We start from the raw sequence: 12,786 nt of genomic DNA on the forward strand, positions 1-12,786 counted from the left end.
CGGTCTATCCGGGCATGGTGCCGCCGGACATGAGCGAATACGCCGACGCCATCCATCGCGGCTTCAGCGACATGCCCGTGTCGGAGACGACCGAGCTGTGGTGCGAGCCGGGCCGGGCGCTGGTGGCGGAATCGTCGTCGGTTCTGGCCCGCGTGGACCTGCGCAAGGGCGACGCCCTGTATCTGAACGACGGTTCGTACGGCTCGCTGTTCGACGCGACCCATTCGCGCTGGCCCTTCCCGACCAAGCTGGTGCGGGACGGCGTGTCGTCGTCGGAGCTGAAGCCCTTCCGCTTCTACGGCCCGACCTGCGATTCGATCGACCACATGCCGGGTCCGTTCTGGCTGCCCGCCGATGTGCGCGAAGGCGACTTCATCGAGATCGGCATGCTGGGCGCCTATGGCGTGGCCATGTCGACCGGCTTCAACGGCTATGGCGAACATGACGTCGCCAGGGTCGAGGACGCCCCGATGGCCTCGCTGTACGGCCTGGCCCCGCGCTCGATCCCGACCGTCCGCACCACGGCGGAAGAGACCGCGCGCAAGGTCGTGCGCCTGTCGCGCCCCAAGGGCAAGGCGGGTCAGCGCAAGAAGTCGCGGCGGTAAACCCATTCGCACCGTCATCCTCTGGCTTGACCAGAGGATCAGATGGTCCGCGCCCCGGCTTTCGGCTATGAGCGCGCGGAACGTCTGACCCTCGGATCAAGTCCGAGGGTGACGGCGTTCTATTTGGTCAGGTTGGTCGCTCCGTCCCAATCTGATTCTTCGGTACGACGGGCGCTCAAACCAAAGGGAAACCCTTGCAATGAACGCTCCCGTTCAGACCAACCAGAAGGCCGAACTGCTCCAGAACACCGTGGAGCACGTCGACATCACCAGCTTCGACGCCCGGCCGATCATCGACAGCATGCGCAAGATGTCGTTCTCGAGCCGCGACACCGCGCGCGCGGCCGACATCTTCAACATGGCCATCGAGGACACGGACTGCTCGCCGTGGCTGATCTTGGCCGGTTCGACCTCGGCCGGCGGCTGCATGCACGTGTACCGCGACATGGTGAAGTTCGGCATGATCGACGCCGTGGTCGCCACCGGCGCCTCGATCGTCGACATGGATTTCTTCGAGGCCCTGGGCTTCAAACACTATCAGGCCGCCGGTCCCGTGGACGACAACGTCCTGCGCGACAACTACATCGACCGAATCTACGACACCTATATCGACGAGGAAGAGCTTCAGGCCTGCGACCACACCATCCTGGAGATCTGCAACCGGCTGGAGCCGCGCGGCTATTCCAGCCGCGAGTTCATCTGGGAGATGGGCAAATGGCTGTCGGAAGGCAACGCCAAGAAGCCCGGTTCGCTGATCCAGACCGCCTATGAAGAAGGGGTGCCGATCTTCTGTCCGGCCTTCGTCGACTCTTCGGCCGGCTTCGGTCTGGTCAAGCACCAGAAGGAGCGGATCGCGGCGGGCAAGCCCTATCTGATGATCGACGCGGTCGCCGACTTCCGCGAACTGACCGACATCAAGATCGCGGCGGGCACCACCGGCCTGTTCATGGTCGGCGGCGGCGTGCCCAAGAATTTCGCCCAGGACACCGTGGTCTGCGCCGAGATCCTGGGCGTCGAGGCCGACATGCACAAATACGCCGTGCAGATCACCGTCGCCGACGTGCGCGACGGCGCCTGCTCGTCCTCGACGCTGAAAGAGGCGGCGTCGTGGGGCAAGGTCTCGACCACCTACGAACAGATGGTCTTCGCCGAGGCGACCACGGTGGTGCCGTTGATCGGCTCGGACGCCTATCACCGCGGAACCTGGAAGAGCCGCACCAAGCCGCGCTGGGCCAAGCTGTTCGGCAAGTAAGGCGCTCAAGCCGCGAGCGCCCGCGGCGCGAGCGGTAGCGCACACGATAATGCGAGGGGCGCTCCGAAAGGGGCGCCCCTTCTGCTTTCAGGGAACCCCATGCGGCGCGGACGGCTTTCACTGGTCAAAGGAGCCGCGACATGACCGACGACCCAGCGACCAGACAGGGCCGAGACGCCGACCCGGCGGGCGAACCCGCCGACCGGGACCGCAAGTCCGACGCCCTGATCCAGGCCCTGAGCGGCACCGATTCCGGGTCCGACACCCGCGCGGGGTCGTTGCAGGGCGGGGCGGCCACCGGCTCGGATCGCGACCCGGACCAGGACGCGGTCAACGCCGCCCTGGCCCGCCAGGGCGCAGCTATGGCGGACGGCGCGCCCGCGCCCGAGGGCGAACCCCGTCAAAAGACCGACGACGAGACCGCGCCCTAGACGTTCAGAACCCGACGCCGTTCGTCCCCTTCTTCGCCTTGCCGAGGCCACAGGCTTGCGCCACCTTGCGCGTCGGTTTCATCAGGACGCTTCGCATGATCCGCCGCCTATCGGTCGCCTGCCTCTTCGTCACCCTGGCCGCGTGCAGCCCAGCCCCCGAGACGAAGACGGCCGAGACCGAAGCCGCCGCCGCGCCAGCGACGGAAGCGCCCGTCGCCGCCCTGGTCCCGGCCCAGCCGGCCGCGCCCGGCGCCCCGGCCTTCGCCGTCCTGTATCCCGGCGCCCGCGTCGACGGCGCGCCGACCCTGGCCGACGGCGTCGGCGGACCCGGCGGAATCGTGGCCTTCACCGTGGATGCGGACCCGGACCAGATCGTCGCCTTCTACAAACAACGCGCCGAGGCGGCGGGGCTGGCCTCGGTCATGGGCATGAACCAGGGCGACACCCACGCCTACGGCGCCGCCGGATCAGGCGAGACCGCCGCAGCCTTGCGGGTCGTGGCCTCGCCGACCGAGGGCGGCGGCGTCTCGGTGCTATTGACCTGGAGCGCCGGACAGTGATCCGGGACGCGGCCGGACTGGCCGCGACCGCCCTGGCGGCGACGACGCTGAGCCTATCGGCCTGCGTCACCTCGCCCGAGGTCGAACAACCGCGAGCGCAGGGCTATCTGACGCCCGCCGCGATCCACGAACTGGCCGCCGCCCTGCCCGCTCCCCCCTCCTCCGGTTCACCCGAAGACGCGGCCGACCGCGCGGCCTCGGACGCCCTGAAACAGTTCGAGGACGGGGATCGCTGGCTGATGGCCACGGCCCATTCGGAACTGAATCCGCCCCTGGCCCTGCAACATTTCGACTGCGCCCTGGGCGTGCGGACGGCGGACGCAGAGGCGCCGGCCCTGAAACGCCTGGCCGAGCGGCTGATGCGCGACGCGGTGACCCTGGCCGAGACCTCGGCGGCGCGGTTCCATCGGGCGCGGCCCATCGCCGACGACCCGGCGCGCCGCGCCTGCGTGCGGATGGAGGCTGACGGTCAGGCGCGTTCATCCTGGCCGGGGCGTGCGGGCCTTTACGGCGCCGCCTATGCCCAGGCTCTGGCGACGGCCGCGCCTGACCGCGCCCAGGCGGTGCGGCGCATCGGCCAGGCCCTGGGCGACAGCGCCGCGATCTGCGCCCTGAACCGGCCCGCCGACATCGAGATCGGTCGACGCCTGGGCGCCGAGCTGGCCGCCGCTCAGGCGCTGTCGCCAGACTATCGCGCCGATGCGGCGGCGGCGGGCGTGGAGATCGCGCGTCTGCGGGCCGCGGGACGGACCAACCCCGGCTGCGCGGCCGAGCGGCGAGCCTTGAGCGAGGCGAACCGATGATCGGCCTGATCCTGTTCCTGGCGACGCAGGCCCCCGCCCTGCCCGCCGCCCGGCCCTGCACGGCGGCCGAGATCGTCGAACTGACCCGGGCGGCCAATGAACCCTATGGCTTGTCCTGCCGCGCCGTATTGACGCCGGGCGCGCGGGTGACGCGGCGGATCATCATCGAGGGCGCCGAGGCCTCGGGCGCCGGGATCGATTGCCGGGGCGCCGCCCTGGGCGTCCCGGGGCGCCGGACCACCACCCGCACGCCCACCGTGGCCGTGTTGTCGCGACGGCTGGACGGCCCGCGCTGGAGCCGGCCGACCGACGTCAGCCTGACGAACTGCGTCGTGCATGGCGCGGTGCGGATCTGGGGCATGGGGGCCAACGGCCGGATCGAAGATCTGCGCGTCTCGTCGCGCACGGCGCAGCACGCCGCCGCCGCCCAGGCCGCCGCGCCGACGCGCGTGACCCTGACGGACGTGACGTTTTCAGCCACCGGGTCCATCCCCCTCTATGTCGGGCCGGGCGTGACGGCGGTGACGGTCGAACGGCCGCGGTTCACGGGCCGGTCGGTCTCGACGGCGATCTATCTGGACGCCGAGAGCGCCGACAATGCGGTCAGCGGCGGGATCTTCGACATCCGTACGGCGCGCGAACAGATCGCCGTGGACGGTTCGGCCCGCAATCGGATCACCGGCAATCGTTTCGCCCTGCGCGGGCGCGGCGGGGTCTTTCTGTACCGCAACTGCGGCGAGGACGCGGTGATCCGGCACCAGACGCCGTCCGACAATCAGATCACGGACAATCTGTTCACCGGTGCGGGCGGGTTCAGGCCGCGCGTCGTGCTGGTCGGCGCCCGCGAGGGCAACCGCCCTTATTGCCGCGACGACGCCGGCTGGCCGTTCGGATCGAGCCTGGACGACGGCGACCACGCCACGGGCAATCTGGTGGCGCGCAACACCGTCAGGCGATTCTAGAATTTCCTTCTCCCCTCGGGGGAGAAGGTGGGCCGCGAAGCGGGTCGGATGAGGGGGGTGTATGACCCGCCTGACCGTCGCCGATCAGCTTGAAGCCGACTTACCCCTCATCCGTCATGCGCTGCGTGACGCCTTCTCCCCCAAGGGGAGAAGGATGACGTCAGCGGCCAGGTCCCAGCAGCGGGCCGTACAGGTCGGTCCTCCGATCCCGGAAGAAGCCCCAGGCGGCGCGGTGACGGTCCAGGAAGTCCAGGTCGAAGGTGTGCGTCAGCACCCCCTCCTCGTCCCGGCCCAGGCTTTCGACCAGATCGCCGCGATGATCGGCGATGAAGGAGTGGCCATAGAAGGTCTGGCCCGCCGCCGTCACCTGCTCGTGGCCGATGCGGTTGGCGCCGACGACCGGCACGACGTTGGAGACGGCGTGGCCCTGCATGGCGCGTCGCCACGGCTGGGCGGTGTCCAGGCTGTCGTCGTGCGGCTCGGTGCCGATGGCCGTGGGATACATCAGCACCTCGGCGCCCATCAGCATCATGGCGCGGGCGGTCTCGGGGTACCACTGGTCCCAGCAGATGCCGACGCCGACGCGGCCGTGACGGGTGTTCCAGACCTTGAAGCCCGTATCGCCGGGCCGGAAATAGTATTTCTCCTGATAGCCGGGACCATCGGGGATGTGGCTCTTGCGATAGACGCCCAACGCCTCGCCGTCCGCGTCCAGCATGACCAGGGAGTTGTAATACTGCGGCCCGTCGCGCTCGAAGATGGAGACAGGGATGGCGACGCCCAGCTCCTTGGCCACCGGCGCCAGTTGGGTGACGCAAGGATGCTCGCGCCACGGATGGGCGTGGGCGAACCAGTGCTCTTCCTGGTTGACGCAGAAATAGGGCCCCTGGAACAGTTCGGACGGCAGGATGACCTGCGCGCCCTTGTCGGCGGCCTGACGGATCAGGTCGACGGTCTTGTCGATGTTGGCCTGCAGGTCCTCGCCGTAGGACGTCTGGATCGCAGCGACGTTGAGGGTCCGGGCCATCAGGCAGGCTCCTGCTGGGAGATGCAGTGGAAAGAGCCGCCGCCGGTCAGGATGGCGGTCGACGGCAGGGGGATGATCTGGCGGTCGCTAAAGACGGTCGCCAGGGCTTCGCACGCCAGCCGGGCGGCGGTTTCGTCGCCGTAGGTCGGCACGATGACGGCGCCGTCGGCGATCAGGAAATTCATGTGGCTGGCCGGGACCGGGCGCTCGTCCTCGTCCAGGATCAGGCCCGGCGAGGGGATGCGCAGCACCCGGATCGGACGGCCCTCGGCGTCGATCATGGCCGACAGGGCGCGGGCCGTGGCGTCATAGACCTCGGCGTTCGGGTCCTTGGGTCCGAAGGCGATCGGACAGGCCACGACGCCCGGCGCGACGAAGCGGGCCAGGTTGTCGACGTGGCCGTCGGTGTGGTCGTTCAACAGGCCGTCGCCCAGCCACAGAACCGTTTTCGCGCCCAGAGCGGCCGCCAGGGCCGCTTCGGCGTCGCCTTGGGTCCAGCCCGCGTTGCGGTTCGGATTCAACAGGCACTGGCGGGTGGTCAGAATGGTTCCCGCCCCGTCATGATCCAGGGCGCCGCCCTCCAGGATGAAGGCGTGGCGGTCCAGCGGCGTCGCGGCATGGGCGCCGATCTGGTCGGCGACCGCATCGTCGAACGGCAGGTCGTATTTCCCGCCCCAGCCGTTGAAACGGAAGGCGGCGGCGCGGGCCGAGCCTTCACCGAAGATCGGGCCGGTGTCCCTCAGCCAGATGTCGCCGAAACGGCCAGGCACGACCTCGACCCCCGCCACGCCGTCGAACCGGGCGCGGGCGTCGTCCAGGGCGTCGTCGTGGCCGACCAGCAGCCGCACCTGTTCGCGGCCGGGACCGGCCAGGGCGCGGACCAGGGCCTCGACCTCGGCCTGGGCGGCGTTCAGGTCGTCCTGCCACAGCTCGGCGTGGCTGGGCCAGCCGACCCACATGGCCCGGTGCGGGGTCCATTCGGCGGGGATGACGGTCATCGGCGGCGGGTCCTGAAACGGCGGCGGAAACGAAGCGGGCCAGATAGCGATCCCGCCGCCCGGCTTCAACCGGCCGGGATCGGAAAGGCCATAGCACAAAAGGAAAGGGCGGCTCCTTTCGGAGCCGCCCTGACCGACTTGGATCGTCGTGCGTCGCTTAGAACTCGAAGCGGACGCCCAGTTTGATCTGCCAGGTCGAGGCCGGCAGGATCTGCTGCGGACGACGGGCCACGCCCGCGGTGTCGACCGTGGTGTTGCCCGACACCAGGTTCGGCGTCTGCAGTTGCGAGTAGTTGAACACCGCGTTCGAGGTGGCGCAGCTCGTGGCGACGCCGCCCGGGGTCTGACAGGCCAGGACGACCGTGCCGACGCCGCGATAGAACGGATACTGCTCGGTCACGCCCCACTTCGGGTTCAACATGTTGCCGAAGTTTTCGACGTCCATGTAGAATTTCAGCTTGCCGGTCGGGACGAACGGCACCGGCAGTTCCTGCGACAGGCGCAGGTCCACGGTGGTGACGTCGGCCGAACGGAAGGCGTTCCGCGGCGCGATCGACCCGGCGTATTTGATCAGGCCGGTGCTGCGCAGGAAGGCGTTGAAGTCCGTCAGGTTGATGCCCGTATAGGTGATGCGCGGGTCCGACGTCGCCGTCACATTGCCCGAGCTGTCCACCTGCGGGACGTAGAACAGTTGGTTCGAGGTGCCCAGGGCGCCCGAGTAGGACTGCGGCACGGCGTTGCCGAAGTCGTTGTCGAAGTTGCCCGTACGGCTGTTGTGGAAGACGTAGGAGAACGGCAGGCCCGAACGACGCTGGGCGAAGACGTTGACCGAGGTCTGGTTGTCGCCGAACAGCTCACGCGCCCACGACACATTGACCGAGAAGCGCTCGCGCACTTCGTAGTCCGAGGTGGCCAGGACCGGGTTGTTGTGGTCGGCCGAGGCGAAGCGGACGTACGAGGAGTCCGGCTGCGACGAGGTCAGCGGGTTGCCGTCCTCGGCCTCGGTGTAGGTGTAGGAGGCGCGGACATCCAGGCCGTCGAAGACGCCTTCGTTCCACGACTTGGAGGCCGTCAGGGCCGCCGACATCGACGAACCGCCGTCGTCCAGGTTGGTCAGCATCAGGTCGAAGACGTTGGCGCCGATGGTGCCCGTGGTCGAGCGACCGTAGACCGGGCGGCCGTCCGGCGCGGTGCCGATGCGCGCGGCGCGCAGGTCGGTATAGTACAGGGCGTTCTCGAACTTGTTGTACAGGAAGTCCGCTTGCAGGCGGAACTCCTCGATCAGCGGCAGCGAGAAGTCGCGGCCGATGGTCAGATTGTACTTCCAGGCCGAGGGGATCTCGAAGTTCGGATCCATGGCCACCACGTTGCCGTTGCCCGGCGTGAAGGTGCAGTTCAGACCCGACGGCGGAGCAGTCAGGCTGGTGATGCCCGTGACGGTGCCGGTGCACACCGAGTTGGTGATGCGGGCGCCGTCGTTGCCGAAGGGGTTGCCGATCTGAACGTTGGTGCCGATGGTCGAGAAGCGGCCGATGCCGCCCGAGATGGTCCAGTCGCCCGGGGTCCAGTTGAAGCCCAGGCGCGGCATGAACAGGTCCTTGCCGTCCAGGTTCGCGGTGTTCTCGAAGCCCTGACGCGACACGAAGTTGGCGTTCAGGACCGGATGGTCGTCCATCCCGTACCACTCGTAGCGCAGACCGAAGGACAGACGCAGGTCCGAGGTCGCCTGCCAGGTGTCCTCGGCGTACAGCGACGTCAGGTCGTAACCGAAGTCCACGGCGCCGTTGCGGGCGGTGCCCATGGTGGCCGGAACCGTGCCGCCGGTCGGATTGACCGCGCCGCGGATGAACAGGTTGGCGCCCGAGATGCGGCCAGCCAGGAAGTCGGCGTAGCTGGCGAAGGTCCAGGTGCCCAGCGATTGCGACACGAAGACGTTCAGGAAGTCGCGGCGCTCGTTGCGGGCGCCGAACATGAAGTCGTGCGCGCCCCAGCTATAGCGGGCGATGGCCTCATAGCTGGTGGTTTCGCTGTACAGATAGTTGTCGTGGCGGAAATTGTCCGCGCCGAACTGGATCTGCGGCGAACCGGTGCCGGCCAGGACGCCCGGCAGGTCCGAGACGTTGACCGTGACCTGGCCGACCGACAGGCCGCCGACCGGACGCGAGTCCGTTTCAGTTTCCTTGTAGGCGTAGCGCAGCTCGGTCGAGAAGTTCGACGTCCACTGCGAGTTCAGTTGGGCGTTGTAGGTGGTCAGGCGCTCGTCCTTGATCCACTGGGTCGATTCCAGACCCACGCGCGGCTGCGACAGGCTGTCGCCGTTCGGGAAGGCCGAGGTCGACGAGCCGTTGAACGAGGTGCCGGTCGTTTCCTGGTAGGTGATGGCCAGGCGATGATCGTCGGTGATGTTCCAGTCGATCTTGGCCAGGTATTTCTCGTCGTTCACCGGCGGAGCCGACGTCACCCACGAACCGGGATCATAGCCGTAACGGGCCAGGGCCGCGGCGCGGAAGGTGTCGATGGCGGTGGTGGTGATGCGCGGCACTTCCGACGAGAAGCCGCCGCCGACCGGACCTTCGTCCAGCGAGAACTGCGATTCGAACTTCTCGTACGACAGGAAGAAGAACAGGGTGTCGCGGATGATCGGGCCGCCCAGGGTCGCACCCCAGGTGGTTTCCTCGAAGGTGCGGTTGTACGGGATCAGGTTGTTGAAGCCGTAGGCCGGGTTGCGCGTGCCGTCGGGCAGACGGGTGCGGTTGTCATAGCCCCAGTAGCGGTCGCCCAGCATCGAGTCGTCGGACTTCTCGTAGAAGGCCGAACCCGAGAAGCTGTTGGTGCCCGACTTGGTCACGGCGTTCACGGCGCCGCCGATGAAGCCGTTGTTGATGACGCTGAAGGGCGAGGCCGAGACGTTGACCGCCTGGACCGAGTCCAGCGAGATCGGCGAACGCTGGGTCGGATAGCCGTTGCCGTTCAGGCCGAACTCGTCGTTCTGGCGGATGCCGTCGACGGTCAGTTGGTTCAGACGGGTGTTGGTGCCGGCGAAGGACAGGGCGTCTTCGTTCGACGGGTCGATGCTGGCGAACGGGTCCAGGCGCGACACGTCCTTGATGTCGCGGCTGATCGACGGCAGCGACTGGATGGTGCGGGCGTTGTAGTTCGTGGCCGAACCGGCGCCGAAGTCGTTCGAGATGCGCGAGCCGGAGACGACGATGTCTTCGACGGCGGCGCCGGTGTCGGCGTAGATCACCACGTCGCCGTTGGCCGGGTCGCCGACGCCGATGGCGCCCAGTTCCGCGACGGTCGAGCCTTCGCTCGACGAGATGGCGATGGTGTACGGGCCGCCGACGCGCAGGCCGCGCGCGGTGTAGAAGCCGTTGCCGTCGGCCACGGTGGTGGCCGAGGTGCCGGTGGGCTGGTGCGTCAGGGTGACGGTCGCGCCGGCGACGGCCGCGCCGGCCTCATTGGTGACACGGCCGCGGATCGAGCCGGTGGTTTCCTGCGCGTGCACGGCGGTGGCCGAGACGAGCGCAATGGCCGCGAGGGAGACCCCACAGCTGAGCTTTTTCATGAACATCTGAGATCCCCTAGATGGCGGCCGCGCGGAGACGGCAGGGCGCCGAATCCTTTCCGACCTAGCCGGATTGAGGCCGCTCTAAGCCCATGTTTAAACGTGTCGGCGACAGATATGTGACAGAAACGTGACGACGGCCGGGGGTTGCGCGCCCGCCACACCCGCGTTTGGGCGGTCTCAGCCGCCCCAGACCGCGCGCAACCGGGCCGCGCGGCCGCAGAAACGCGAATACCCAGCGTAGCGCAGCGGATTCCGGCGCGCGAAATCTTGGTGATAAGCCTCGGCCGGCCAAAAACGCGCCGCGTCCAGGACCGGCGTCACGAACCGTCTTCCGGGCAGGGCCGCGGCGGCGGCGGCGCGCGAAGCCTCGGCGGCCGGCCGCTGGGCGGCGGTGGCGAAGACGGCGGTGCGATACGAGGCGCCGCGATCACAGAACTGGCCCTGGGCGTCGGTCGGGTCGATCGTGCGCCAGAAACGGTCGACCAGTTGGCGATAGGTGATCCGGGCCGGATCGAAGACGACCTGGACCGCCTCCAGATGGCCGGTCCCGCCGCGCACCACCCGCTCATAGCTGGGATCGGCCACGTGTCCGCCGCTGAAGCCCGAAACGGCCGAGACCACGCCGGGCATGTGCTCGAAATTGGCTTCCGTGGACCAGAAACAGCCGCCGGCGAAGACCGCCGTCTGCAGCCGGGCGTTCGCGGCGTTCGGCGGCGCGGGCGCGCCCTGAGCCGAATTTTGGGCCGCATTCTGGGCCGATGCGCCGCCGCCGACGGCCAAGACGGTCAGGGCGACGGCGAGAACATGGGCGCCGCGCATGGGCGTGCCTCCTGGAGGGTCAGTCCTCCATATAGGCGGTTCGACGCCTCGGCGCGCGTCAGTCGGCGCGCGTCAGGAAGATCTGGGCCAGGCCTTCGGCGGTGGGGCGCAGGGCGGCGGGTTCGTGATAGTTGCCGTTGACCTGGCTGCGGGCGATCACATGCGCCCGGAAACGGGTGAACAGCTCCGCGTCCGGCGCGTCGGCGCGGGTCCAGAAGGTGTCCAGGGGCGCCTGATGGGTCAGCCCCTCCATATCGAAGAAGGCCTCGCCCAGCACCTTGACCGGGGTCTGGAAGCCCAGGGCCGACAGGGCCGCCGAGGAGTTGTTGACCACCATGCCCCGCGACGCGCGGCACAACTGGGCCAGGTTGCCGCCGTCGATGAAATCGACCCGATCGGCCAGGCCGCGCTCGATGGCCAAGACGCGGGTCATCTTAGCCAGATCGACCAGACCGGGATCCAGCGGATGGTTCTTGACCACCAGCCGCGCCTGGGGCGGGGCGTGGCGGGCGAAGCTGGTCATCACCTCGGCCAGAAAGGCGGTGTTGTCGGCGAAATGCGAATAGCGCAGCAGTTGGGCGTCGCCCTCGCGCTGAAGACAGGCCAGGTAGAAGGGACCACGCGCGGCGATGACGGCGGCGTCGGCGTCCGTCTTGCGGCGGAAGGCCAGGCTGAAATAGCGCCGGATGTGGCCGAAGCACTGCAGCCACGGCGGCTGGGTGTAGGGGGCGACATAGCGCGGATACAGGAACCGGCCCGGCAACAGGGCCAGGTGGTACAGGCTGATGTTGACCACGTGATGCGGCAGCACCTTGCCGGTGGGCCGCACGTCGGGAAGCTCGGGCGCCGGAGCCGCATAGGCCGACGGATGGCGCGGCAAGCCGCTGGAGGCGTTGACGCCGTTCCGCTCGATGGTGATCCAGTCGGGCCGGAAATAGCCGTTTTCCAACACCCATACCCGAGCCTGGAGCTGTTCGGCCTGGGTCAGGACGGCCTGGTTGTAGGCCCCGCCCTCGCCGAAGACGACGATGTCGGTGAAGTAGGGCGCCAGCTCGGCCACCCGCGCGGGCCAGCGGCGCACCGACGCCTTGAAGCGGATGCCGCCCGGCCGGCGCCAGTACATGGCGTCGCCGACGTTGAACAGCATGCGCGAAACCTGGGCGCCCTGCGCCGTCAGGGTCTCGGCCAGCACCCGGCCGAACGGGCCGAAGGGGCAGGTGACGATCAGAAAGCGACGGCCCGACAGCGGCGCGTCGGGATCGACGGCGGCGCGGGCGGCGGTCGACAGCTCGACATCGGTCGGCTGCAGCAGGCCCAAGGAGGAACGGAAGGCGGTCAGTCGGCGCGATCGGGCGCTGCGGCGGGTCGGCATCGGAAACGGGTCCGCCGGCGTGCGTAGATCCACCATGATCAGACCAGGCCCCCATGCCGGCCGAAAGGACGCCGCCCGTCCCAGCATCGCTTGAACGCGACGTCCGGGTCGATCCGGCGGCTGTCCGCGACAACCATGGCGCCTCTTGTCGCCGTCCTTGTCGTTCGGATCAACCGACTTGTCCTAAAAAGCGAAACAGGCCCGACCTGAGATACTGTTTCGGTATCAAACGCCCGCCCGCCGATCAAGCTGAGCAGGGCATGAAGGCCGCCGCCGACAGGCGTCGTAACCGGTCGGCGGGGCTTCAACGGCTCCATCGAATCCTCGAAGGCCGGATCGGCGGCCGGATGTGTCCGGCCGCCTTTCGCGGGACTTAGAAGTTGATG

Annotated in this window: 11 protein-coding genes and 1 pseudogene; 6 read left to right on the top strand and 6 right to left on the bottom strand. The window is 68.5% G+C overall.

What is annotated here, in order from left to right:
- From V7D63_RS12055 to V7D63_RS12080, 6 genes and pseudogenes are all read left to right on the top strand, one after another.
- Positions 1-605 (top strand): annotated as a pseudogene (locus V7D63_RS12055) (type III PLP-dependent enzyme); the annotation flags it as partial.
- 199 nt (positions 606-804) lie between these two features.
- Positions 805-1,857, top strand: coding sequence for a 1,9-bis(guanidino)-5-aza-nonane synthase (locus tag V7D63_RS12060; protein ID WP_333592526.1), 1,053 nt, complete (start codon positions 805-807; stop codon positions 1,855-1,857).
- 140 nt (positions 1,858-1,997) lie between these two features.
- Positions 1,998-2,288, top strand: coding sequence for a ribonuclease (locus V7D63_RS12065; RefSeq protein ID WP_333592527.1), 291 nt, complete (start codon positions 1,998-2,000; stop codon positions 2,286-2,288).
- A 95-nt stretch (positions 2,289-2,383) separates the two neighbouring features.
- Positions 2,384-2,848: a hypothetical protein gene (locus V7D63_RS12070; protein WP_333592528.1), complete on the top strand. Its 465-nt coding sequence runs from the start codon at positions 2,384-2,386 to the stop codon at positions 2,846-2,848.
- Positions 2,845-3,651 carry a PA-phosphatase gene (locus V7D63_RS12075; RefSeq protein ID WP_333592529.1) on the top strand — a complete coding sequence of 269 codons (807 nt, stop codon included), beginning with the start codon at positions 2,845-2,847 and terminating at the stop codon, positions 3,649-3,651. The genes V7D63_RS12070 and V7D63_RS12075 overlap by 4 nt, the downstream gene beginning before the upstream one ends.
- The gene (locus V7D63_RS12080) at positions 3,648-4,613 is read left to right on the top strand and encodes a right-handed parallel beta-helix repeat-containing protein (RefSeq protein ID WP_333592530.1); all 966 of its coding nucleotides are present in this window, start codon (positions 3,648-3,650) and stop codon (positions 4,611-4,613) included. Before V7D63_RS12075 ends, V7D63_RS12080 begins: the two co-directional genes overlap by 4 nt.
- A gap of 160 nt (positions 4,614-4,773) precedes the next feature.
- On the opposite strand, the gene aguB is transcribed toward V7D63_RS12080, so the two are convergent.
- The 6 genes from aguB to V7D63_RS12110 all read right to left on the bottom strand — a co-directional run.
- Positions 4,774-5,640, bottom strand: coding sequence for an N-carbamoylputrescine amidase (gene aguB, locus V7D63_RS12085; protein WP_333592531.1), 867 nt, complete (start codon positions 5,638-5,640; stop codon positions 4,774-4,776).
- Entirely contained in the window at positions 5,640-6,638 is a 999-nt protein-coding gene (locus tag V7D63_RS12090) for an agmatine deiminase family protein (RefSeq protein ID WP_333592532.1), read from the bottom strand. Before V7D63_RS12090 ends, aguB begins: the two co-directional genes overlap by 1 nt.
- 157 nt (positions 6,639-6,795) lie before the next feature.
- Entirely contained in the window at positions 6,796-10,146 is a 3,351-nt protein-coding gene (locus tag V7D63_RS12095; protein ID WP_333592533.1) for a TonB-dependent receptor, read from the bottom strand.
- A 240-nt stretch (positions 10,147-10,386) separates the two neighbouring features.
- Positions 10,387-11,028 carry a peptide-methionine (S)-S-oxide reductase MsrA gene (gene msrA, locus V7D63_RS12100; protein WP_333592534.1) on the bottom strand — a complete coding sequence of 214 codons (642 nt, stop codon included), beginning with the start codon at positions 11,026-11,028 and terminating at the stop codon, positions 10,387-10,389.
- Between the two features lie 58 nt (positions 11,029-11,086).
- On the bottom strand, positions 11,087-12,400 hold the full coding sequence (locus V7D63_RS12105; protein WP_333592535.1) for a capsule biosynthesis protein: 1,314 nt from the start codon (positions 12,398-12,400) through the stop codon (positions 11,087-11,089).
- A 38-nt stretch (positions 12,401-12,438) separates the two neighbouring features.
- Positions 12,439-12,786 (bottom strand): hypothetical protein (locus V7D63_RS12110; protein WP_333592536.1); only part of this gene is annotated, 348 nt, incomplete at its 5' end.

It is taken from the genome of Brevundimonas sp. (assembly GCF_036732845.1).
Classification (GTDB): Bacteria; Pseudomonadota; Alphaproteobacteria; order Caulobacterales; family Caulobacteraceae; genus Brevundimonas.

What these genes read in the sequence shown, in the direction of transcription:
- V7D63_RS12060 (WP_333592526.1), top strand. Translation starts at nt 805, where the DNA reads ATGAACGCTCCCGTTCAGACCAACCAGAAGGCCGAACTGCTCCAGAAC.
- V7D63_RS12065 (WP_333592527.1), top strand. Translation starts at nt 1,998, where the DNA reads ATGACCGACGACCCAGCGACCAGACAGGGCCGAGACGCCGACCCGGCG.
- V7D63_RS12070 (WP_333592528.1), top strand. Translation starts at nt 2,384, where the DNA reads ATGATCCGCCGCCTATCGGTCGCCTGCCTCTTCGTCACCCTGGCCGCG.
- V7D63_RS12080 (WP_333592530.1), top strand. Translation starts at nt 3,648, where the DNA reads ATGATCGGCCTGATCCTGTTCCTGGCGACGCAGGCCCCCGCCCTGCCC.
- aguB (WP_333592531.1), bottom strand. Translation starts at nt 5,640, where the DNA reads ATGGCCCGGACCCTCAACGTCGCTGCGATCCAGACGTCCTACGGCGAG.
- V7D63_RS12090 (WP_333592532.1), bottom strand. Translation starts at nt 6,638, where the DNA reads ATGACCGTCATCCCCGCCGAATGGACCCCGCACCGGGCCATGTGGGTC.
- msrA (WP_333592534.1), bottom strand. Translation starts at nt 11,028, where the DNA reads ATGCGCGGCGCCCATGTTCTCGCCGTCGCCCTGACCGTCTTGGCCGTC.
- V7D63_RS12105 (WP_333592535.1), bottom strand. Translation starts at nt 12,400, where the DNA reads ATGCCGACCCGCCGCAGCGCCCGATCGCGCCGACTGACCGCCTTCCGT.